15 protein-coding genes and 1 pseudogene are annotated in these 18,667 nt (G+C 71.1%); 7 read left to right on the forward strand and 9 right to left on the reverse strand.

Annotation, left to right across the window (positions count from 1 at the left end; translation table 11 throughout):
- Position 1: 1 nt before the first annotated feature.
- The 5 genes from IE97_RS0120365 to IE97_RS0120385 all read right to left on the reverse strand — a co-directional run bounded on the left by IE97_RS0120365 (position 2) and on the right by IE97_RS0120385 (position 7,502).
- The gene (locus IE97_RS0120365) at positions 2-1,015 is read right to left on the reverse strand and encodes an HpcH/HpaI aldolase/citrate lyase family protein (RefSeq protein WP_030896713.1); all 1,014 of its coding nucleotides are present in this window, start codon (positions 1,013-1,015) and stop codon (positions 2-4) included.
- Positions 1,012-3,039 carry a protein meaA gene (locus IE97_RS0120370; RefSeq protein ID WP_030242425.1) on the reverse strand — a complete coding sequence of 676 codons (2,028 nt, stop codon included), beginning with the start codon at positions 3,037-3,039 and terminating at the stop codon, positions 1,012-1,014. The genes IE97_RS0120365 and IE97_RS0120370 overlap by 4 nt, the downstream gene beginning before the upstream one ends.
- A gap of 9 nt (positions 3,040-3,048) precedes the next feature.
- Positions 3,049-4,392, reverse strand: a complete 1,344-nt coding sequence (gene ccrA / locus IE97_RS0120375; protein WP_030242427.1) for a crotonyl-CoA carboxylase/reductase — start codon at positions 4,390-4,392, stop codon at positions 3,049-3,051.
- 379 nt (positions 4,393-4,771) lie between these two features.
- Positions 4,772-5,581, reverse strand: coding sequence for a TetR family transcriptional regulator (locus tag IE97_RS0120380; RefSeq protein ID WP_037834980.1), 810 nt, complete (start codon positions 5,579-5,581; stop codon positions 4,772-4,774).
- Between the two features lie 115 nt (positions 5,582-5,696).
- The gene (locus IE97_RS0120385; RefSeq protein ID WP_030242433.1) at positions 5,697-7,502 is read right to left on the reverse strand and encodes a 3-hydroxyacyl-CoA dehydrogenase family protein; all 1,806 of its coding nucleotides are present in this window, start codon (positions 7,500-7,502) and stop codon (positions 5,697-5,699) included.
- Between the two features lie 386 nt (positions 7,503-7,888).
- On the opposite strand from IE97_RS0120385, the gene IE97_RS0120390 reads away from it, so the two are divergent.
- On the forward strand, positions 7,889-8,464 hold the full coding sequence (locus IE97_RS0120390; RefSeq protein ID WP_030242436.1) for an adenylosuccinate lyase: 576 nt from the start codon (positions 7,889-7,891) through the stop codon (positions 8,462-8,464).
- A gap of 1 nt (position 8,465) precedes the next feature.
- Here IE97_RS0120390 and IE97_RS43090 read toward each other — a convergent pair.
- From IE97_RS43090 to IE97_RS0120405, 4 genes and pseudogenes are all read right to left on the reverse strand, one after another.
- A pseudogene (locus tag IE97_RS43090) lies at positions 8,466-8,630 on the reverse strand (GNAT family N-acetyltransferase); the annotation flags it as partial.
- Positions 8,631-8,733: 103 nt separating this feature from the next.
- A complete protein-coding gene (locus tag IE97_RS0120395) occupies positions 8,734-9,132 on the reverse strand; it encodes a RidA family protein (protein WP_030242440.1) in 399 nt (132 codons plus the stop codon).
- A 56-nt stretch (positions 9,133-9,188) separates the two neighbouring features.
- A complete protein-coding gene (locus tag IE97_RS0120400) occupies positions 9,189-10,766 on the reverse strand; it encodes an alpha/beta hydrolase (RefSeq protein WP_030242443.1) in 1,578 nt (525 codons plus the stop codon).
- A gap of 136 nt (positions 10,767-10,902) precedes the next feature.
- Positions 10,903-11,943, reverse strand: a complete 1,041-nt coding sequence (locus IE97_RS0120405; RefSeq protein WP_030242445.1) for an Rv2578c family radical SAM protein — start codon at positions 11,941-11,943, stop codon at positions 10,903-10,905.
- Between the two features lie 169 nt (positions 11,944-12,112).
- On the opposite strand from IE97_RS0120405, the gene IE97_RS0120410 reads away from it, so the two are divergent.
- From IE97_RS0120410 to IE97_RS0120430, 6 genes are all read left to right on the forward strand, one after another.
- Complete coding sequence (locus IE97_RS0120410; protein WP_030242447.1) at positions 12,113-12,556, forward strand: SRPBCC family protein; 444 nt, start codon at positions 12,113-12,115, stop codon at positions 12,554-12,556.
- Between the two features lie 155 nt (positions 12,557-12,711).
- On the forward strand, positions 12,712-15,105 hold the full coding sequence (locus IE97_RS0120415; protein ID WP_030242450.1) for an MFS transporter: 2,394 nt from the start codon (positions 12,712-12,714) through the stop codon (positions 15,103-15,105).
- Between the two features lie 28 nt (positions 15,106-15,133).
- Positions 15,134-15,271, forward strand: a complete 138-nt coding sequence (locus IE97_RS42170) for a hypothetical protein (RefSeq protein WP_158708319.1) — start codon at positions 15,134-15,136, stop codon at positions 15,269-15,271.
- Positions 15,272-15,355: 84 nt separating this feature from the next.
- Positions 15,356-16,453, forward strand: coding sequence for an SGNH/GDSL hydrolase family protein (locus IE97_RS0120420; protein WP_234331838.1), 1,098 nt, complete (start codon positions 15,356-15,358; stop codon positions 16,451-16,453).
- A 74-nt stretch (positions 16,454-16,527) separates the two neighbouring features.
- Positions 16,528-17,361, forward strand: a complete 834-nt coding sequence (locus tag IE97_RS0120425; RefSeq protein WP_030242455.1) for a M55 family metallopeptidase — start codon at positions 16,528-16,530, stop codon at positions 17,359-17,361.
- Positions 17,354-18,667, forward strand: coding sequence for a M20/M25/M40 family metallo-hydrolase (locus IE97_RS0120430; RefSeq protein ID WP_030242458.1), 1,314 nt, complete (start codon positions 17,354-17,356; stop codon positions 18,665-18,667). The genes IE97_RS0120425 and IE97_RS0120430 overlap by 8 nt, the downstream gene beginning before the upstream one ends.

An 18,667-nucleotide genomic window follows, 5' to 3' on the forward strand; every position in this document is an offset into this window, starting at 1 on the left:
TCTAGTCGGTGGGAATCTCGAACTTGCTGGTGCGCTGCATGCCGGCCGCGCGGCCCTTGCCGGAGATGACCAGGGCCATCTTGCGGCTGGCCTCGTCGATCATCTCGTCGCCGAGCATCGCCGAGCCCTTCTTGCCGCCCGCCTCGGACGTGTAGTAGTCGTACGCGTCCAGGATCAGCTCGGCGTGGTCGTAGTCCTCCTGCGACGGCGAGAAGATCTCGTTGGACGCCTCGACCTGGCCCGGGTGCAGCACCCACTTGCCGTCGAAACCGAGCGCGGCGGCGCGCTGGGCGACCTCGCGGTAGCCGTCGATGTTGCGGATCTGCAGGTAGGGGCCGTCGATCGCCTGGAGGTTGTTGGCGCGGGCCGCCATCAGGATCTTCATCAGGATGTAGTGGTAGGCGTCCGCCGGATAGCCGGGCGGCTGCTCGCCCACGACCAGCGACTTCATGTTGATGGAGGCCATGAAGTCGGCCGGGCCGAAGATGATGGTCTCGACGCGCGGGGAGGCCTGCGCGATCTCGTTGACGTTGTTCAGGCCCTGCGCGTTCTCGATCTGCGCCTCGATGCCGATCCGGCCGACCTCGAAGCCCATGGTCTTCTCGATCTGGGTCAGCAGGAGGTCGAGGGCCACGATCTGCTGGGCGTCCTGGACCTTCGGCAGCATGATGCAGTCGAGGTTGGGGCCCGCGCCCTCGACGACCGTGACGACGTCGCGGTACGTCCATTCGGTCGTCCAGTCGTTGACGCGCACGACCCGTGTCTTGCCCGTCCAGTCGCCCTCGTTGAGGAACTTCACGATGGTGTGCCGTGCCTCGGGCTTGGCCAGCGGGGCGCACGCGTCCTCCAGGTCGAGGAAGACCTGGTCCGCCGGGAGGCCCTGCGCCTTCTCCAGGAAGCGGGGGTTGCTGCCCGGTACGGCCAGGCAGGAACGCCGCGGGCGGAGACGGTTGAACGGGTGCGCGGCGGAGCCGCTCGTTGGAAGGGTGGTGGCGGGAGACGGGCGGGCGGTCATGCGGGGACCTCCAGGGGGTCGAGCTTGTTCGCTTTCCGGATCTCGTCGACGATGCGGCCGATGATTCCGGTGATGTCGAAGTCCTTCGGGGTGAAGACGGCGGCCACTCCGGCTGCCCTGAGCTGCTCGGCGTCACCATTCGGGATGATGCCACCGGCGATCACCGGTATATCTGTGGCACCGGCCACACGGAGCCGTTCGAGGACGTCCGGCACCAGCTGGGCGTGCGAGCCGGAGAGGATCGACAGGCCGACGGCGTGCACGTCCTCGGCCAGGGCCGCGTCCACGATCTGTTCCGGCGTCAGCCGGATGCCCTGGTAGACCACCTCGAAGCCGGCGTCGCGCGCACGGACCGCGATCTGCTCGGCGCCGTTGGAGTGACCGTCCAGGCCCGGCTTGCCGACCAGGAAGCGCAGCTTGCCGACGCCCAGGTCCTTGGCCGTGAGATCCACCTTGCGGCGGACCAGGGCCAGGGTGCTGCCCTCCTCGACGGGGACGGCCACCGGCGCAGACGACACGCCCGTCGGGGCGCGGAACTCGCCGAACACCTCACGCAGGGCCCCGGCCCATTCGCCGGTCGTGGCGCCGGCGCGGGCGCACTCCAGGGTGGCTTCCATCAGGTTCTCGGTGCCGCGCGCGGCCTCCTTCAGCCGCTCCAGGGCCTTGCAGGGCCGGGGGTGGTTGAAGGGCGGCTGGTAGCGGCTGTCGCGCCATTGCTGGAGCGCGGCGATGACGCGGGCCTCGACCTCCGGGTCCACCGTCTGGATCGCGGTGTCCAGGTCGGCGGTCAGCGGGTTCGGCTCGGTGCTTTCGAAGGCGTTGACACCGATGATCTTCTCCTGGCCGGACTCGATCCGGCCCCGGCGCTCCGCGTGCGAGGCGACGAGCTGCGACTTGAGGTAGCCGGACTCGACGGCCGCCATCGCACCGCCCATCTCCTGGATGCGGTCGATCTCCGCGAGCGCGTCCTCGACCAGTTCACCCACCTTGGCCTCGATGACCTTCGAGCCCTCGAAGATGTCCTCGTACTCCAGCAGATCGCTCTCGTAGGCGAGCACCTGCTGGATGCGCAGCGACCACTGCTGGTCCCAGGGCCGGGGCAGGCCCAGCGCCTCGTTCCAGGCGGGCAGCTGCACGGCACGCGCGCGTGCGTCCTTGGAGAGGGTCACGGCCAGCATCTCCAGGACGATCCGCTGGACGTTGTTCTCCGGCTGGGCCTCCGTCAGGCCCAGCGAGTTGACCTGGACGCCGTAGCGGAAGCGGCGGTGCTTGGGGTTCTCGATGCCGTACCGCTCACGGGTGATCTTGTCCCAGATGCGGCCGAACGCCCGCATCTTGCACATCTCCTCGATGAAGCGGACGCCCGCGTTCACGAAGAAGGAGATGCGGCCGACGACGTCGCCCATGCGCTCCTGCGGCACCTGGCCGGAGTCGCGCACGGCGTCGAGGACGGCGATCGCGGTGGACATCGCGTACGCGATCTCCTGGACCGGCGTGGCGCCCGCCTCCTGCAGGTGGTAGCTGCAGATGTTGATCGGGTTCCACTTCGGGATGTGGGAGACCGTGTAGGCGATCATGTCCGTCGTCAGGCGGAGGGAGGGCCCCGGGGGGAAGACGTGCGTCCCCCGGGACAGGTACTCCTTGACGATGTCGTTCTGGGTCGTGCCCTGGAGCTTGGTGATGTCCGCGCCCTGCTCCTCGGCGACGACCTGGTAGAGCGCCAGCAGCCACATGGCCGTGGCGTTGATGGTCATCGAGGTGTTCATCTGCTCCAGGGGGATGTCCTGGAACAGCCGGCGCATGTCACCGACGTGCCCGATCGGCACGCCGACCCGGCCGACCTCGCCGCGGGCGAGGATGTGGTCGGAGTCGTAGCCGGTCTGCGTCGGCAGGTCGAACGCCACCGACAGACCCGTCTGGCCCTTGGCGAGGTTGCGCCGGTACAGCTCGTTGGACGCCTCGGCCGTGGAGTGACCGGCGTAGGTACGCATCAACCACGGCCGGTCCTTCTGACGCTCAGTCATGTACGCCTCTCAGATGTTCCGGAAGCGGTTGATGGCGTCGATGTGCTGGGCGCGCTTGGCCTCGTCGCGCACGCCCAGGCCCTCTTCGGGGGCCATGCACAGCACGCCGACCTTGCCCTGGTGGAGGTTGCGGTGGACGTCGTAGGCGGCCTGGCCGGTGTCCTGGAGGGAGTACACCTTCGACAGGGTCGGGTGGATCTTGCCCTTCGCGATGAGCCGGTTGGCCTCCCAGGCCTCGCGGTAGTTGGCGAAGTGCGAACCGATGATCCGCTTCAGGGACATCCACAGGTAGCGGTTGTCGTACTCGTGCATGTAGCCCGAGGTCGAGGCGCAGGTGGTGATGGTGCCGCCCTTGCGGGTGACGAAGACGCTCGCGCCGAAGGTCTCACGGCCGGGGTGCTCGAAGACGATGTCGATGTCCTCGCCGCCGGTGAGCTCGCGGATGCGCTTGCCGAAGCGCTTCCACTCCTTGGGGTCCTGGGTGTTCTCGTCCTTCCAGAACTTGTAGCCCTCGGCGTTGCGGTCGATGATCGCCTCGGCGCCCATCGCCCGGCAGATCTCCGCCTTCTGCGGGGAGGAGACCACGCAGATCGGGTTGGCGCCGCCGGCCAGCGCGAACTGGGTGGCGTAACTGCCGAGACCGCCGCTCGCGCCCCAGATCAGGACGTTGTCCCCCTGCTTCATGGCGGCGCCGTTGCGGGAGACCAGCTGCCGGTAGGCGGTGGAGTTGACCAGGCCGGGGGCGGCGGCCTCCTCCCAGCTCAGGTGGTCCGGCTTGGGCATGAGCTGGTTGGACTTCACCAGCGCGATCTCGGCGAGGCCGCCGAAGTTGGTCTCGAAGCCCCAGATGCGCTGCTCGGGGTCGAGCATCGTGTCGTTGTGGCCGTCGCTGGACTCCAGCTCGACGGAGAGGCAGTGCGCGACGACCTCGTCACCGGGGCGCCAGGCGTTGACGCCCGGGCCGGTGCGCAGGACGACGCCCGCGAGGTCGGAGCCGATGATGTGGTACGGCAGGTCGTGGCGCTTGGCCAGCTCGCTGGTGCGGCCGTAGCGCTCCAGGAAGCCGAAGGTCGACAGCGGCTCGAAGATCGACGTCCACACCGAGTTGTAGTTGACCGACGAGGCCATGACGGCCACCAGGGCCTCGCCCGGGCCGAGCTCGGGCAGCGGCACCTCGTCCAGGTGGATCGACTTGCGGGGGTCCTTGTCGCGCGTGGCGAGCCCGGCGAACATCTCCGTCTCGTCCTTGTGCACGGTGATCGCGCGGTACGACTCGGGGAGCGGGAGGGCGGCGAAGTCCTCCGACGTGGAGTCGGGTGACTGGATCGCGGCCAGGATGTCCTTCACGGTCACGGTGTTGCCTCCGGCGGTGAGCGCCCTGAGGGAGGGGCGCCGATGGTTACGTCGGTGCTGCTGAGGGTTGAGGGTGTGCCGTCGGTCCGGCGGTGGTGCTGTTCGGCAGCGCTTGGTGGGCGGGAGGTTGCCTGTGACGCAGGCGTCCGGACGTGCAGGCCGGGTGGGCCTGCCGGGACATCGCCCGGACCTCTTCAACGTATGACACCGCGTGTCACCTCGCAAGGCACTGAGTGCCAGAACTTGCTCTCAGATGAAATCTTTACGTAACAAATGAGCGATGATCGATCGAATGGCCTCGGCGCGGGTCATCAAAAGGGCCCCGGCATGCCAAAACGGCCACCCCGAAGGGTGGCCGTCATCACAGTGGCGAAGGAGCTCAGCGCTCCTTGAGAGCCTCCTCGATCGTCCGCATGACCTCATCCAGCGGGGCGTCGGTACGGGCGACGGTCACCAGCACCTCGCCCTGCGCCGAGGCCGTCGCGGCGGCCGGCTGCGTGCTCGTGGAGCGCCCGGCCCCGATCCCCGTGCCGAACGTCTTCCGCACGATGGCGAAGGCGTGGTCCAGCTGCGCCTCCACGTCCCCCTGCCCGCCCGCCCGCAGCCAGCGCCGCAGGACGTGGTTGTGCGCGGTGACGACCGCGGAGGCGGCGACCTCCGCCAGCAGCGGGTCGTCGTTGGCGTCGTCGGCGTGCGCCCGCTCGTCGAAGTGGCCGAGGAGATAGCGGGTGAAGAGACGCTCGTAGCGGGCCACCGAGGCGATCTCCGCCTCGCGCAGCGTGGGCACCTCGCGGGTCAGCTTGTAGCGGGCGACCGAGATCTCCGGCCGGGCCGCGTACATCCTCATGACTTCCTTGATGCCCCGGCACACCGTGTCGAGCGGATGCTCGTGCGCGGGCGCTGCGTTGAGTACCGCCTCGGCGCGGATCAGGGTGTCGTCGTGGTCGGGGAAGATCGCCTCTTCCTTGGAGCGGAAGTGACGGAAGAACGTGCGGCGCGCGACCCCGGCCTGGGCCGCGATCTCGTCGACGGTGGTCGCCTCGTACCCCTTGGTCGCGAACAGCTCCATCGCGGCGGCCGCCAGTTCCCGGCGCATCTTGAGCCGCTGGGCGGCGGCGCGCGAGCCTGCGGCGCTCTCCGGCGCGTCGGCCGTGGCTGGTGTACGTGAGGACTTGGCGGGCTGGGACATGCCCTGAACGTACTGCATGTGCGCAGCTCGCCGCGCAGGGCCTGGTTCGTGGAACCGGTCCGGGCCGAGCAGGCCGCCCCACTCCGCGCCGGACCGGAACCAGTCGCCGGGACCCTCAGCGCTTGGCATATTCGCGGAAGCCACGGCCCGTCTTGCGGCCGAGGCAGCCCGCGGCCACCAGGTGCTCCAGGAGCGGCGCCGGGGCGAGCCCCGGGTCACGGAACTCGCGGTGCAGGACCTTCTCGATGGCGAGCGAGACGTCGAGCCCGACCACGTCCAGCAGCTCGAACGGGCCCATCGGGTACCCGCCGCCCAGCTTCATCGCCGCGTCGATGTCGTCGAGGGACGCGTAGTGCTCCTGCACCATCTTGATCGCGTTGTTGAGGTACGGGAACAGCAGCGCGTTCACGATGAAGCCCGCGCGGTCCGAGCAGTCGACCGGGTGCTTCCTGATCCGTCCGCAGACCTCACGCACCGTCGCGTGGACGTCGTCGGCGGTCAGCACCGTCCGCACGACCTCGACCAGCTTCATGGCCGGGGCCGGGTTGAAGAAGTGCATGCCGATCACGTCCTGCGGGCGCGAGGTGGCGCGGGCGCAGGCGACCACGGGCAGGGACGAGGTGGTGGTCGCCAGGACCGCACCCGGCTTGCAGACCTTGTCCAGCGCGGCGAACAGCTGCCGCTTGACCTCCAGGTCCTCGGCGACCGCCTCCACGGCCAGGTCGACGCCGGCGAAGTCGTCGTAGGTGCCCGTGGCCGTGATGCGGTCCAGGGTCTCGGCGGCTGCCTCCGCGGTCATCCGGCCCTTGTCGACGGAGCGGGCCAGTGACTTGCCGATCCGGGCCTTCGCGGCCTGGGCCTTCTCCTCGCTGCGGGCGGCGAGGACCACCTCGTACCCGGCCTTGGCGAAGACCTCGGCGATACCGGAGGCCATGGTGCCCGAGCCCGCGACACCGACCGAGCGGACCTCCCGGCCCGCAGTCGGGTTGCCGCCCTCCAGCGGGGTCAGGGCGTCCCGCACGACCGTGCCGCTGCCCGGCGCCTCGTACGTGTAGAAACCTCGCCCCGCCTTGCGGCCCGTCAGGCCCGCCTCGCTCAGCTGCTTCAGGATCGGCGCCGGGGCGTGCAGCCGGTCGCGGGACGCGGCGTACATCGCCTCCAGGACCGTGCGGGCGGTGTCGACGCCGATCAGGTCGAGCAGCGCCAGCGGACCCATGGGCAGTCCGCAGCCCAGCCGCATCGCGGCGTCGATGTCCTCGCGGGAGGCGTACTTCGCCTCGTACATCGCGGCCGCCTGGTTCAGGTAGCCGAACAGCAGGCCGTCCGCGACGAAGCCGGGCCGGTCGCCGACCGCGACGGGCTCCTTGCCCAGGTCGAGCGCGAGGTCGGTGACCGCCGCGACGGCCGCCGGCGCGGTCAGCACCGAGGAGACGACCTCGACCAGCCGCATCGCCGGGGCCGGATTGAAGAAGTGCAGGCCCAGCACCCGCTCGGGACGCGCCGAGTCGGCGGCCAGCCGCGTGACGGACAGGGCGTTGGTGCCCGTCGCCAGGATCGTCTCCGGGCGCACGATCCCGTCCAGCTCCCGGAAGATCTGCTGCTTGACCTCGTACGACTCCGGCGCCACCTCGATGACCAGGTCGGCGTCGGCCGCGGCCCGCAGGTCGGCGGAGGTGCGGACGCGGGCGAGGATCTCCGCCCTGTCCTGCTCGGTGAGCCGCCCGCGTTCGACGCCGCGGGCGGTGGAGGACTCCAGGGCGGCGACGCACTTCGCGGCCTGGGTCTCACTGATGTCGATGCCGACGACCTCGCGGCCGGCCTTGGCGAGGACCTCGGCGATGCCGGTGCCCATCGTGCCGAGGCCGACGACGGCGACGGTCCGGAGAGGGGACGTGGACGGGTCGGAAAGGGGAGTGGCCATCGCGGGACTCCAGGAATGAGGGTGACGACGGGGAACACGCCCGGGTGCGCCGGGTAGGCCCGGCAGGAGCCGGACCACGGGCGCACCGGGTGCGTGAGAAGTGCGGGTGTTGCCGGGCTGCGAGCGCACACGCCCGGTGAAGAGGGGACCGGCCCTGTCCCGGGGCCGAGTCGCACCGCGGTACCTGAGTACCGAACCGACTTCCCCCACTGCCTCAAGGGCGTGGGAGGTACTCCCACCGCGACAGCCGCGTCACCAGACCGCCGCGAGGAAACGCGAGTGGGTAACCCGCTCGTCTGAGCTTAACCGGCGGGTAACGAGCGCGCCAGCCCTCGTGTTTGTGATGTACGTCCCGCGCGGCTCGCGGCGCCCCTAATCTCTCAGTCATGGACGAAGAGTTGCGATCACTCACGGAGCGCTTACGGCAGGAGTCGGGGGCGTCGCCCGCCTTCGAGCGGCTCGTGGCGACCGACGACCTCGACGCCCTGGCCGGGGTGCTCACGGAACCCGGGCAGCCGCTCTGGGCGAGAGAACTCGCCGCCTTCCGGCTGGGGCTCGCCCAGGACCGGCGGGCCTTCGAGGCCCTGGTCCTGCTGCTCAACCACCGCGATCCGCCGCGCTGCGCCTCCGCCGCCCACGCCCTCGCCCGCCTCGGTGACCCGCGCACCGCCCGCGCGGCCGCCGCCCTCGCCACCAACGAACTGCGTGTCGCCTACGCCCTGCATCCGGTGCGGCTGCTGGTCGAGCTGCGCGCCCCGGAGGCGGTGCCGGCGCTGATCACCACCCTGCAGCGGCGGCTGCGTCCGCAGGATCCGTACCGCCGTGTGGCTCTCGCCTGCGTGGACGGCCTCGGCGCGCTGGGCGACGCCCGGGCCAGACCCGTGCTGAACGAGGCCCTCGCGCACCCGTCGCTGGCCGAAGCGGCGGTCCGGGCGCTGGGACGCATCCCGAAACAGAGGTGACTCAGCGGCGGAGCGTGCGCCCGTACCGCACCTCGGGGACCGTCACACCCTCCACCTCGAAGGGCTCCTCGGCGCCGTCCGCGTAGAGGCCGGCCCGTTCGCAGAAGCGGCGGGCCCGGCCGTTCTCCTTGAGTACCCACAGGAGGAGCCGGTCGTGGCCCGCGGCGGGCGGCGTGCGACGCCCCGGTACGCGCTCTGCCGGCCGCGGACGCGGATCACCGCGACGCGGTCACAGTCGGCGAGTGTCATATCCCGTATGCGAAGGTCCGTCACTCGGCCACCACCGCGAAGGCCTCGATCTCCATCAGGAACTCGGGGCTGACCAGCGCGGCGACCTGCACCGCCGAGGCGGCCGGCAGCCGGTCGTCGGGTATGTGCTCGGCGCGGGCCGCGCGGACGGCGGGCAGGTGGGCCATGTCCGTGACGAAGTAGGTGAGCTTGACGACGTCGTCGAAGGCCGCGCCGGCGGCGGCCAGGCAGCGCCGCAGGTTCTCGAAGACCTGGCGGGCCTGGGCCGCCGGATCGCCTTCGCCGACCAGTCGCCCCGACTCGTCGAGTGCGAGCTGACCGGAGACCGCGACGAAGCGGCCGGTGCCCAGGACGACGTGACTGTACTGGGAGGCGGGGGCGACGCCCTCGGGGGCGGGGATTCTGGTCAGTTCGCTCATGGCCTCATAGTGGACCAGGGCACTGACAGCGCCCGCCCCGACGGCTCGTCAGCCGGTCAGGCGCGGAAACCCAGCAGGCTGTGCAGGATCAAGCCGCTTGCCGAGGTCGGTGCCGCCTTGGTGGCGGCGGGCTTCGGCTCGGGCAGGGCCGGGCACACCGCGTCGGCCACACCCTGCGCGCGGGGCACGGTGCCGTCGGACAGGTACCGGGCCAGGTGCCCGTCCAGGCAGGCGTTCCCGCTCAGGGTGATGCCGTGGTTGCCGCTGCCCTCCTCGACCACCAGGCTGGAGCGCGCCAGCAGATGGTGGACGGAGACGCCTCCCACGTACGGCGTGGCCGCGTCGCCCGTCGCCTGGAACAGCAGCGCCGGCGGCAGCTCGCCGTTGGCGATGCTCAACGGGCGCGGCGCCACGGTCGGCCAGAACGCGCACGGCGCGTTGTACCAGGCGTTGTTCCATGTGATGAACGGCGCCTTCTCGTAGGCCGCCCAGTTGTCCTTCTGCCACTGCGGCCAGTCCCGCGGCCAGGCGGCGTCCCCGCACTCCACCGCGGTGTAGATGCTGTAGCCGTTGTCTCCGGAGGCGTCGACCGCGCCGAAGTTCTCGTACGCCGTGACGAGGGGGCCGACGTTCTTGTCGATCACGTACGCCGCGAACGCCTCCGCCAGGCTCGGCCAGTAGCCGTTGTAATAGCCGGCGGGGAGGTAGGTGTCCTCCAGCTCCGCGGGTCCCACCACGCCGCCCGCCGGCTTCTTGGCCAGAGCGGCCCGCATCGCGTACCACTTGACTTCGACCCGCTCCGGATCGGTGCCGAGCCCGTACGTCTCGTCATGCCGGGCGACCCAGGCCAGGAAGGCGCGATGACGGTCGTTGAAGGCGAGGTTCTGGTACTGGTTGGCGTCGTACCAGACGTCGGTGGGGTCGACGACCGAGTCCAGGACCAGGCGCCTGACCCGCTCCGGGAACAGCCTGGCGTAGACCGCGCCCAGGTAGGTGCCGTAGGAGTAGCCGAAGTAGTTGAGCCGGCCCGCGCCGAGGGCCTGCCGGATCGCGTCCAGGTCGCGCGCGGCGCTGGTCGTGTCGATGTAGGGCAGGAGGTGCGCGTACTTCTTGCGGCAGGAGTCGGCGAAGGACTTGGCGCGGGCGAGGTTGGCCTTCTCGACGGCTGGTGAGGTCGGCACGGAGTCCGGTCGCACCGGGGCGAAGTGGCCGGGCTCGCAGTCCAGCGCCGGCCGGCTCGCGCCCACTCCGCGCGGGTCGAAGCCGATGACGTCGTACTGGGCGGCGACCTCCTTGGGCAGCGAGGACGCGACGAACCCGGCGAGCGCCAGACCACTGCCGCCCGGGCCGCCGGGGTTGACCAGGAGCGGGCCCTGGTAGGTGCTGGCGGTGTGGGGCACGCGGGACAGGGCGAGGGTGATCTGCCGCCCGTCCGGCCTGGAGTGATCGAGAGGCACCTCGAGGGACGCGCACTGGAGCACCGGGTAGTCCTTGGTGGCGCAGTTCTTCCAGGCGAGTTTCGTGGCGTGCGCGGTGTCCGCGGCGCGCGGTGCGCTCGCCTCGGCGGAGACGGCCGTGCAGGTCCCGGCCATGACGACGGCGGCACCGCACAGTGCGACTGCGCGTTTTCTCATGGAGTCCTCCCAGGACGGCGGGATGACGGACCGCGAGGGGCACCGTCCTCGCCGCATCGTCCCGGCAAGCCGTCCTAAAAGAACTCAATATGTCAATTCATAACCCAATTGGATCGTTGGAAGCGCCCGAACGCTCCTACAGGAGCGAGAGTTGAGTCGGCTCGGGCGCCGAGGGCCGCGCCGGGGCGCCCGGGGGCCGGATCCGCCGCGGCGTCCCCGCGCGCGTCGGCCCGATGCCGTACTCCTCGGCCAGCTCGTGCACCTGACGGGTGACCCGGCGCTGGTACCACTTCGGGGCGTAGGAGCCCTCCGCGTACAGACGCCGGTAACGAGGCACCAGGTGCGGGTGGTGCTGCTCCAGCCAGCTCATGAACCACTCGCGGGCGCCCGGCCGCAGATGCAGCACCAGCGGGGTGACGGACGTGGCGCCGGAGGCCGCGATCGCTCGCACGGTGGCCCGCAGTTGGTCCGGGCGGTCACTGAGGAACGGGATCACCGGCGCCATCAGCACACCGCAGCCGATGCCGTGCTCGCCGAAGGTCCGCACGACCTCCAGGCGCCGCTCCGGCGCGGGCGTGCCCGGCTCGACGGTCCGCCACAGCTCCGGCTCGGTGAAGCCGACCGAGACGGAGATGCCGACGTCGGTCACCTCCGCCGCCTGCCTGATCAGGTCCAGGTCGCGAAGGATCAGGGTGCCCTTGGTCAGGATCGAGAAGGGGTTCGCGTGGTCCCGCAGGGCCGAGATGATGCCCGGCATCAGCCGGTAGCGGCCCTCGGCACGCTGGTAGCAGTCGACGTTCGTGCCCATCGCGATGTGCTCGCCCTGCCAGTGGCGCGAGCCGAGCTGCCGGCGGAGCAGCTCGGGCGCGTTCGTCTTGACCACGATCTGGGAGTCGAAGCCGAGGCCCGTGTCGAGGTCGAGATAGCTGTGCGTCTTGCGTGCGAAGCAGTACACGCACGCGTGCGAGCAGCCCCGGTAGGGGTTCACCGTCCACTCGAAGGGCATGCGCGAGGCCCCCGGCACCCGGTTGATGATCGACCGGGCCCGGACCTCGTGGAAGGTGATCCCGCGGAACTCCGGCGTGTCGAACGTACGGGTCGTCACGGCGTCCGCGTCGAACAGCGCCGCGTCGGCCCGGCCGTGTTCGGAGTCCACTGTGAGGTTCTCCCAGCGCATGACGCCTCCTCGGTAGCACTGCCCACAGAATAGAACACATGTTCCCTTGATCGTGCGAGGGTGTTTTCCGAGCGCCTTCGACCGGTTCGACCACCCCGATTTGGGGGGCCGGGCAGCGGGGTGGTTGGCTTGCCCCGACCCCCGAGCAACCAGGTCCTGGAGGAAAGCGATGGCGCAGGTCGAGGCCACTACGGAGCGGATCGTCGCGGCGGACGCGGAGACGGTGTTCGACGCCCTCGCCGACTACAGCGGCACGCGCGCGAAGCTGCTGCCCGAGCAGTTCAGCGAGTACGAGGTCCGGGAGGGCGGCGACGGCGAGGGCACCCTCGTCCACTGGAAGCTCCAGGCCACCAGCAAGCGCGTGCGCGACTGCCTCCTGGAGGTCAGCGAGCCCACCGACGGCGAGCTGGTCGAGAAGGACCGCAACTCCTCCATGGTGACCACCTGGCGGGTGACCCCGGCCGGTGAGGGCAGGTCCCGGGTCGTCGTGACCACCACCTGGACGGGCGCCGGCGGCATCGGCGGCTTCTTCGAGAAGACCTTCGCGCCCAAGGGTCTCGGCCGCATCTACGACGCGATGCTCGCCAAGCTCGCCGCCGAGGTCGAGAAGTAGCCCCCTCAAGGCACGGAATCGCAGGGGCTGTTGAGCCCCTCACCGGTTCGGGTGATCTCCGTTCGGCTCGGCTTTGTGCCGTAACTCGTCGCGCTTGCTCGTAGTTGTCGCTTTTACGCGGGAATTGTGCGGCAGCGCGACGAGGGGAGCGGTTGGTGGGCGGGATCACTCTGGCGCAGGACGAACCGGCGGTGGCGCCTCCCGACGCCCCGGCCCCACCGCCCGCTCCGGACGCCGCCGGACTGAGTCCCCGCCGGGTGCGGTGGGTCTTCCTCGCGCTCCTGCCGGCCCTGCTCCTGGCCGCCCTGGAGCAGATGATCGTCGCCACCGCGCTCCCGACGATCGTCGGCGAGCTGCACGGTCTGGACCGCATGTCCTGGGCGATCACCGCCTACCTGCTCACCGCCACCGTGGGACTGCCGATCTACGGCAAGCTCGGTGATCTGCTCGGCCGCAAGGGCGTCTTCCAGTTCGCGATCGTCCTCTTCGTCGCCGGCTCCGCGCTCGCGGGCCGGGCGCAGACCATGGACCAGCTGATCGCCTTCCGCGCCCTCCAGGGCGCCGGCGCGGGCGGCCTCATGATCGGCGTGCAGGCGATCATCGCGGACATCGTGCCGCCCCGGCGGCGCGGCCGTCACATGGGTCTGATCGGAGCCGCCTTCGGCCTCGCCTCCGTGGCCGGGCCACTCCTCGGCGGCTACCTCACGGACCACCTCTCCTGGCGCTGGTGCTTCTACGTCAACGTCCCCTTCGGCCTGCTCACGCTCGCCGTCGTCGCCGTCGCGCTGAAGCTCCCGAAACCGGCCGTCAAGGCCCGGCTGGACCTCCTCGGCGCGCTGTCGCTGACCACCGCCTCCACCTGCCTGGTCCTGCTGGCCGGCTGGGGTGGCACCGAGTACGCCTGGGGCTCCCGCGTGATCCTCGGCCTCGCGGCCGCGACTGCGGCATCGGCCGTCCTCTTCCTCGTCGCCGAGTGCTTCGCGGCGGAACCCCTCATCCCGCTGCGGCTGTTCAGGGACTCCGTCTTCAACGTCACCGGGCTGGTCGGCCTGGTCGTCGGTGCCGGGCTGTTCGGCGCCGCCGGCTATCTGCCGACGTACCTCCAGATGGTCGACGGCGCCTCCGCCACCGAGTCGGGCCTGCTCATGCTGCCGATGATGGCCGGCATCGTCGGCGCCTCGATCATCGTCGGGCAGCTCATCGGCCACACCGGCCGCTACAAGGCCTATCCGATCCTCGGCGGCGCCCTCTCCGTCGCCGGCATGTGGCTGCTCTCCCGCCTCGACACGGAGACGCCCCGGCTGCACTACGGCATCTGGACGGCCGTCCTCGGCACCGGCATCGGCATGGTGATGCCGGTCCTGATCCTCGCCGTGCAGAACTCGGTGCGCCCCGCCGACCTGGGCGCCGCCACCAGCGCCAACAACTACTTCCGGCAGATCGGCGGCAGCGCCGGAGCCGCTGTCTTCGGCGCCCTCCTCGCCGACCGGCTCGCCGATGCCCTGACCCGGCACCTCCCTGCCCGCGCGGACACCCGGATCCCCGACCCGGAGTCCATCACCCCGCAGCTCGTGCACGCCCTGCCCCCGGCCCTGCGCGACGGCTACGTCCGGGCGTACGCCGACGCCATGCCGCGGATCTTCCTCTACCTGGTGCCGTTGCTGGTCCTCGGACTGGTCATCGCCCTCTTCCTCAAGGAGAAACCACTGGTGTCCCACCACGCCTTCGTCACCGACCCTGACACGGCGCCGGGGAACGCCCCGATCCCGCACGCCCGCGCTCCCCACGCCGGCGGGATCCCCGTCTGCGGCTCGGTGCAGCACCACGACGGGACCGTCGTGCCCCGTGCGGCGCTCACCCTCATCGACATCACCGGACAGCAGACCGGACGCGGCGCGAGCGGCGAGGACGGCCGCTACGCCCTGTCCACTCCGGGCCCCGGCGCGTACGTGCTGATCGCCGCCGCGGGCGGCCACCAGCCGCAGGCGGTCTCGGTGACCGTCGGCGAACGCCCCGTCGAACTGGACATCGTCCTGGGCGGCGCCGGCAACCTCGTGGGCAACGTGGTCACCGCCGACGGCAACCCCGTACGGGACGCCACCGTGACGCTCACCAACGTGCACGGCGAGGTCGTGGCCACCACCCGCAGCGACCGGGAGGGCGGCTACGTCATGACCGAGCTGGTGGCCGGCGAGTACACGCTCGCCGCCGGCGCGCCCGCCTTCCGCCCGGCCGCGCTGCCCGTCACCGTCCAGGCCGCCCGTGAGACCCGCCAGGACATCGAGCTGGCCGGCGGCGCCGTCCTGCGCGGCACCGTCCGGGCCGGTGGCGGCCGGCCCGTGGAGGACGCACGCGTGACCCTGCTGGACGTGGCGGGCAACGTCGTCGACACCCTCACCACCGGCCCCGACGGCACCTTCCGGTTCGTCGACCTGTCCTCCGGCGAGTACACCGTCATCGCCGCCGGATACCCGCCCGTCGCGACCGTCCTCCAGGTGGCCGGAGGGGGGCGTACCGAGCGGGACCTCCAGCTGGGACACGAGGACTGAACCGCACCGGCGCGGGGGCCGTACGGTGGTGACGCCGACACACGCATGCTCGGCGTCACCCGGTGCCCGGTCGCCGCTTACCGGGCACCGGCTCGCCGAGTACGTCGTCACCGGGCGGCGGCCCGGGGCGCTCGTGCCGTTCCGCTTCGACCGGCTGCGCAGCTGACCCGGCGCGGCCTGGTGGAGGGGGATTTGTAGTACGGTCACTCTGCCCGGTCCGTGCGCTCGCCTCGTCCTCCGGAGGACAGCCATGCCGTTGCCCTGGTTACGGATGCTGGTCGCGTCGGCGGCGGCGCTGGCGCTGGCCGGCCCGTCGGCCGTCGCCACCGCCGCCACGCCCGGCAAGGACGGGGCGTGGACGAGCGTGCACACCGCCGGGCGGGTCAAGGACGGCGGAGACGCGCTCCAGTACAGCTGGCCCGGCGTGTACTTCGAGGGCCGGATCCGGGGCACCCGAGTGGGCATCGTGCTCGACGATCCGGCGGCCGACTACGACGTCCAGGTCGACGGAGCCACCATCGCCACCCTCGTCACGCCGGGAAAGACCACCCACTGGGTCAAGGGCCTGCCCGACGGCGTGCACACCGTCCGGCTCGTCAAGCGCAACGACACTCCCTGGAGCACCAGCGCGTTCGGCGGCTTCGTCGCCGCGCCCGGCGGTGCCGTGCTGCCCCGGCCGGCCGCCCGCAGCCGTCAGATCGAGTTCGTCGGCGACTCCCTCGCCGTCGGCTACGGCAACCTCTCGGCCTCCCGCGACTGCGACGGCGAGCAGGTGAAGCGCACCACCAACGCCGACGCCGGCTTCGGCGCCCTCACCGCCCGGCGGCTGCGCGCCGACTACCAGATCAACGCCTACTCGGGCCTGGGCATGGTGCGCAACTACAACGGCGGTACACCGGACGTCAGCTACCGCACCTTCTACGACCGTGCGCTGCTGAACGTGCCGGGCGACGTCTGGCGGAACCCGGGCACCTGGCGGCCGGGGCTCGTGGTGGTGCACCTCGGCACCAACGACTTCTCGACCCCGCTCAACCCGGGCGAGCCCTGGACGGACGAGACCCTCGCCGCCGCCTACCGCAGCGCCTACAGCGACTTCGTCCAGAAGCTGCGGACCCGGTACGGGCCCCGGACCACCATCCTGGCCGTCGGCGCCGGCCCGTTCGCCGGACATGTCGAGCAGGTCGTCCAGGAGCGTACCGACGCCGGCGACCGCCGGGTCCGCTACTGGCGCCTCGACGACACCGGCCTGGACTACACCGGCTGCCACTGGCACTACTCCTCCCGCGACCACCGCCTCCTCGCCGACCGGCTCACCTCGTTCGTCGCCGGCCTGCCGATCCGCTGGTGACCACCTCGTAGCCGGTTCCGCGCGCAACGCGTAACGTGACGAACCATGAAGATCTCTACCCTGGACGGCTCGTCATGAGAATCCTCATCAGCGCCGACATGGAGGGCGCCACCGGCGTCACCTGGCCGGACGACGTGATGCCGGGCGCCTCGCAGTGGGAGCGCTGCCGCTCGCTGTTCACCTCGGACGTCAACGCCGCCGTGCTCGGCTTCCACGACGGCGGCGCCGACGAGGTCGTCATCAACGAGGCGCACTCGACGATGCGCAACCTGCTGCTGGAGCAGCTCGACGACCGGGCGCAGCTGCTCACCGGCCGGCACAAGGCGCTGTCCATGGTGGAGGGCGTGCAGCACGGCGACGTCGACGGCATCGCGTTCGTCGGCTACCACGCGGGCGCCGGCATGGAGGGCGTCCTCGCCCACACCTACCTCGCCAACTCCATCACGGGTGTGTGGCTGAACGACGTACGGGCCAGCGAGGGGCTGCTCAACGCCCACGTGGCCGCCGAGTTCGGGGTGCCGGTCGTGCTGGTCACCGGGGACGACGTCGCCTGCGAGGACGCGCTCGGATACGCGCCCGAGGCGCTGAAGGTCGCGGTCAAGGACCACGTCTCGCGGTACGCGGCCGTGTGCCGCACACCCGCCCGGACCGCCGCCGACATCCGGGCCGCCGCCAAGGAGGCCGCCGCACTGGCGGTGCGTCACGAACCCGTGCGCGGCGGCCCGTTCACCGTCGCAGTGGAGTTCGACGCCGAGCACCTGGCCATGGCCGCCACCGTCGTGCCGGGTGTGGACCGGATCGGGGAGCGGAAGGTGACTTACACGAGCGGGACCATGTACGAGGGCATCCGCGCCTTCAAGGCGGTCACCACGATCGTCGCGGCCGCGGTGGAGGAGCAGTATGGCTGAGCAGGTGGACGGGCAGGCGCTGGACGAGGTCGTGACGTTCACGTCCGACCTGATCCGCATCGACACCACCAACCGGGGCGGCGGCGACTGCCAGGAGCGGCCCGCCGCCGAATACGCCGCCGCGCGACTGGCCGAGGCCGGGATCGAGCCGACGCTCCTGGAACGCGCCAAGGGCCGGACCAACGTCGTCGCCCGCGTCGAGGGCACCGACCCGTCGGCGGACGCGCTGCTGCTCCACGGCCACCTGGACGTCGTACCCGCCGAGGCCGCCGACTGGAGCGTGCACCCGTTCTCCGGGGAGGTCCGCGACGGGGTGGTCTGGGGGCGCGGCGCCGTCGACATGAAGAACATGGACGCGATGATCCTCGCCGTGGTGCGCGCCTGGGCCCGCCAGGGTGTCCGGCCCCGGCGGGACATCGTCATCGCGTTCACCGCGGACGAGGAGGCCAGCGCCGAGGACGGCTCCGGGTTCCTCGCCGACGAGCACGCCGAACTGTTCGAGGGCTGCACCGAGGGCATCAGCGAGTCGGGTGCCTTCACCTTCCACGACGGTGCCGGGCGGGAGATCTACCCCCTCTCGGCCGGTGAGCGGGGCACCGCCTGGCTGAAGCTCACCGCGCGCGGCCGGGCCGGGCACGGCTCCAAGGTGAACCGTGACAACGCGGTGACCCGCCTCGCGTCAGCGATCGCCCGGATCGGTGACCACGAGTGGCCGCCGCGGCTCACCCCGACCGTGCACGCCGCGCTCACCGAACTCGCCGCGCTGTACGGCGTCGAGCCCGACCTGAGCGACGTCGACGCGCTGCTCGACAAGCTCGGCCCGGCCGCGAAGCTCGTGGAGGCGACCGTCCGCCACAGCGCCAACCCGACCATGCTGGACGCCGGTTACAAGATCAACGTGATTCCGGGGGAGGCCGTGGCGTACGTGGACGGCCGGTATCTGCCCGGCGGCGAGGACGAGTTCCGCGAAACCCTCGACCGGCTCACGGGTCCGGATGTGGAGTGGGAGTTCCAGCACCGGGAGGTGGCTCTCCAGGCGCCGGTGGACTCGGTGACGTTCGCCCGGATGCGAGCCGCCGTCGAGGAGTTCGCCCCGGAGGGGCACGTGGTGCCGTACTGCATGTCCGGCGGCACCGACGCCAAGCAGTTCTCCCGCCTCGGCGTCACCGGCTACGGCTTCACACCGCTGAAGCTGCCGGAGGGCTACGACTACGGGGCCATGTTCCACGGCGTCGACGAGCGGGTCCCCGTCGAGGCGCTGCACTTCGGGGTCCGCGTGCTCGACCGGTTCCTGCGGTCGGCCTAG

It is taken from the genome of Streptomyces sp. NRRL S-455, assembly GCF_000717875.1.
Classification (GTDB): Bacteria; Actinomycetota; Actinomycetes; order Streptomycetales; family Streptomycetaceae; genus Streptomyces.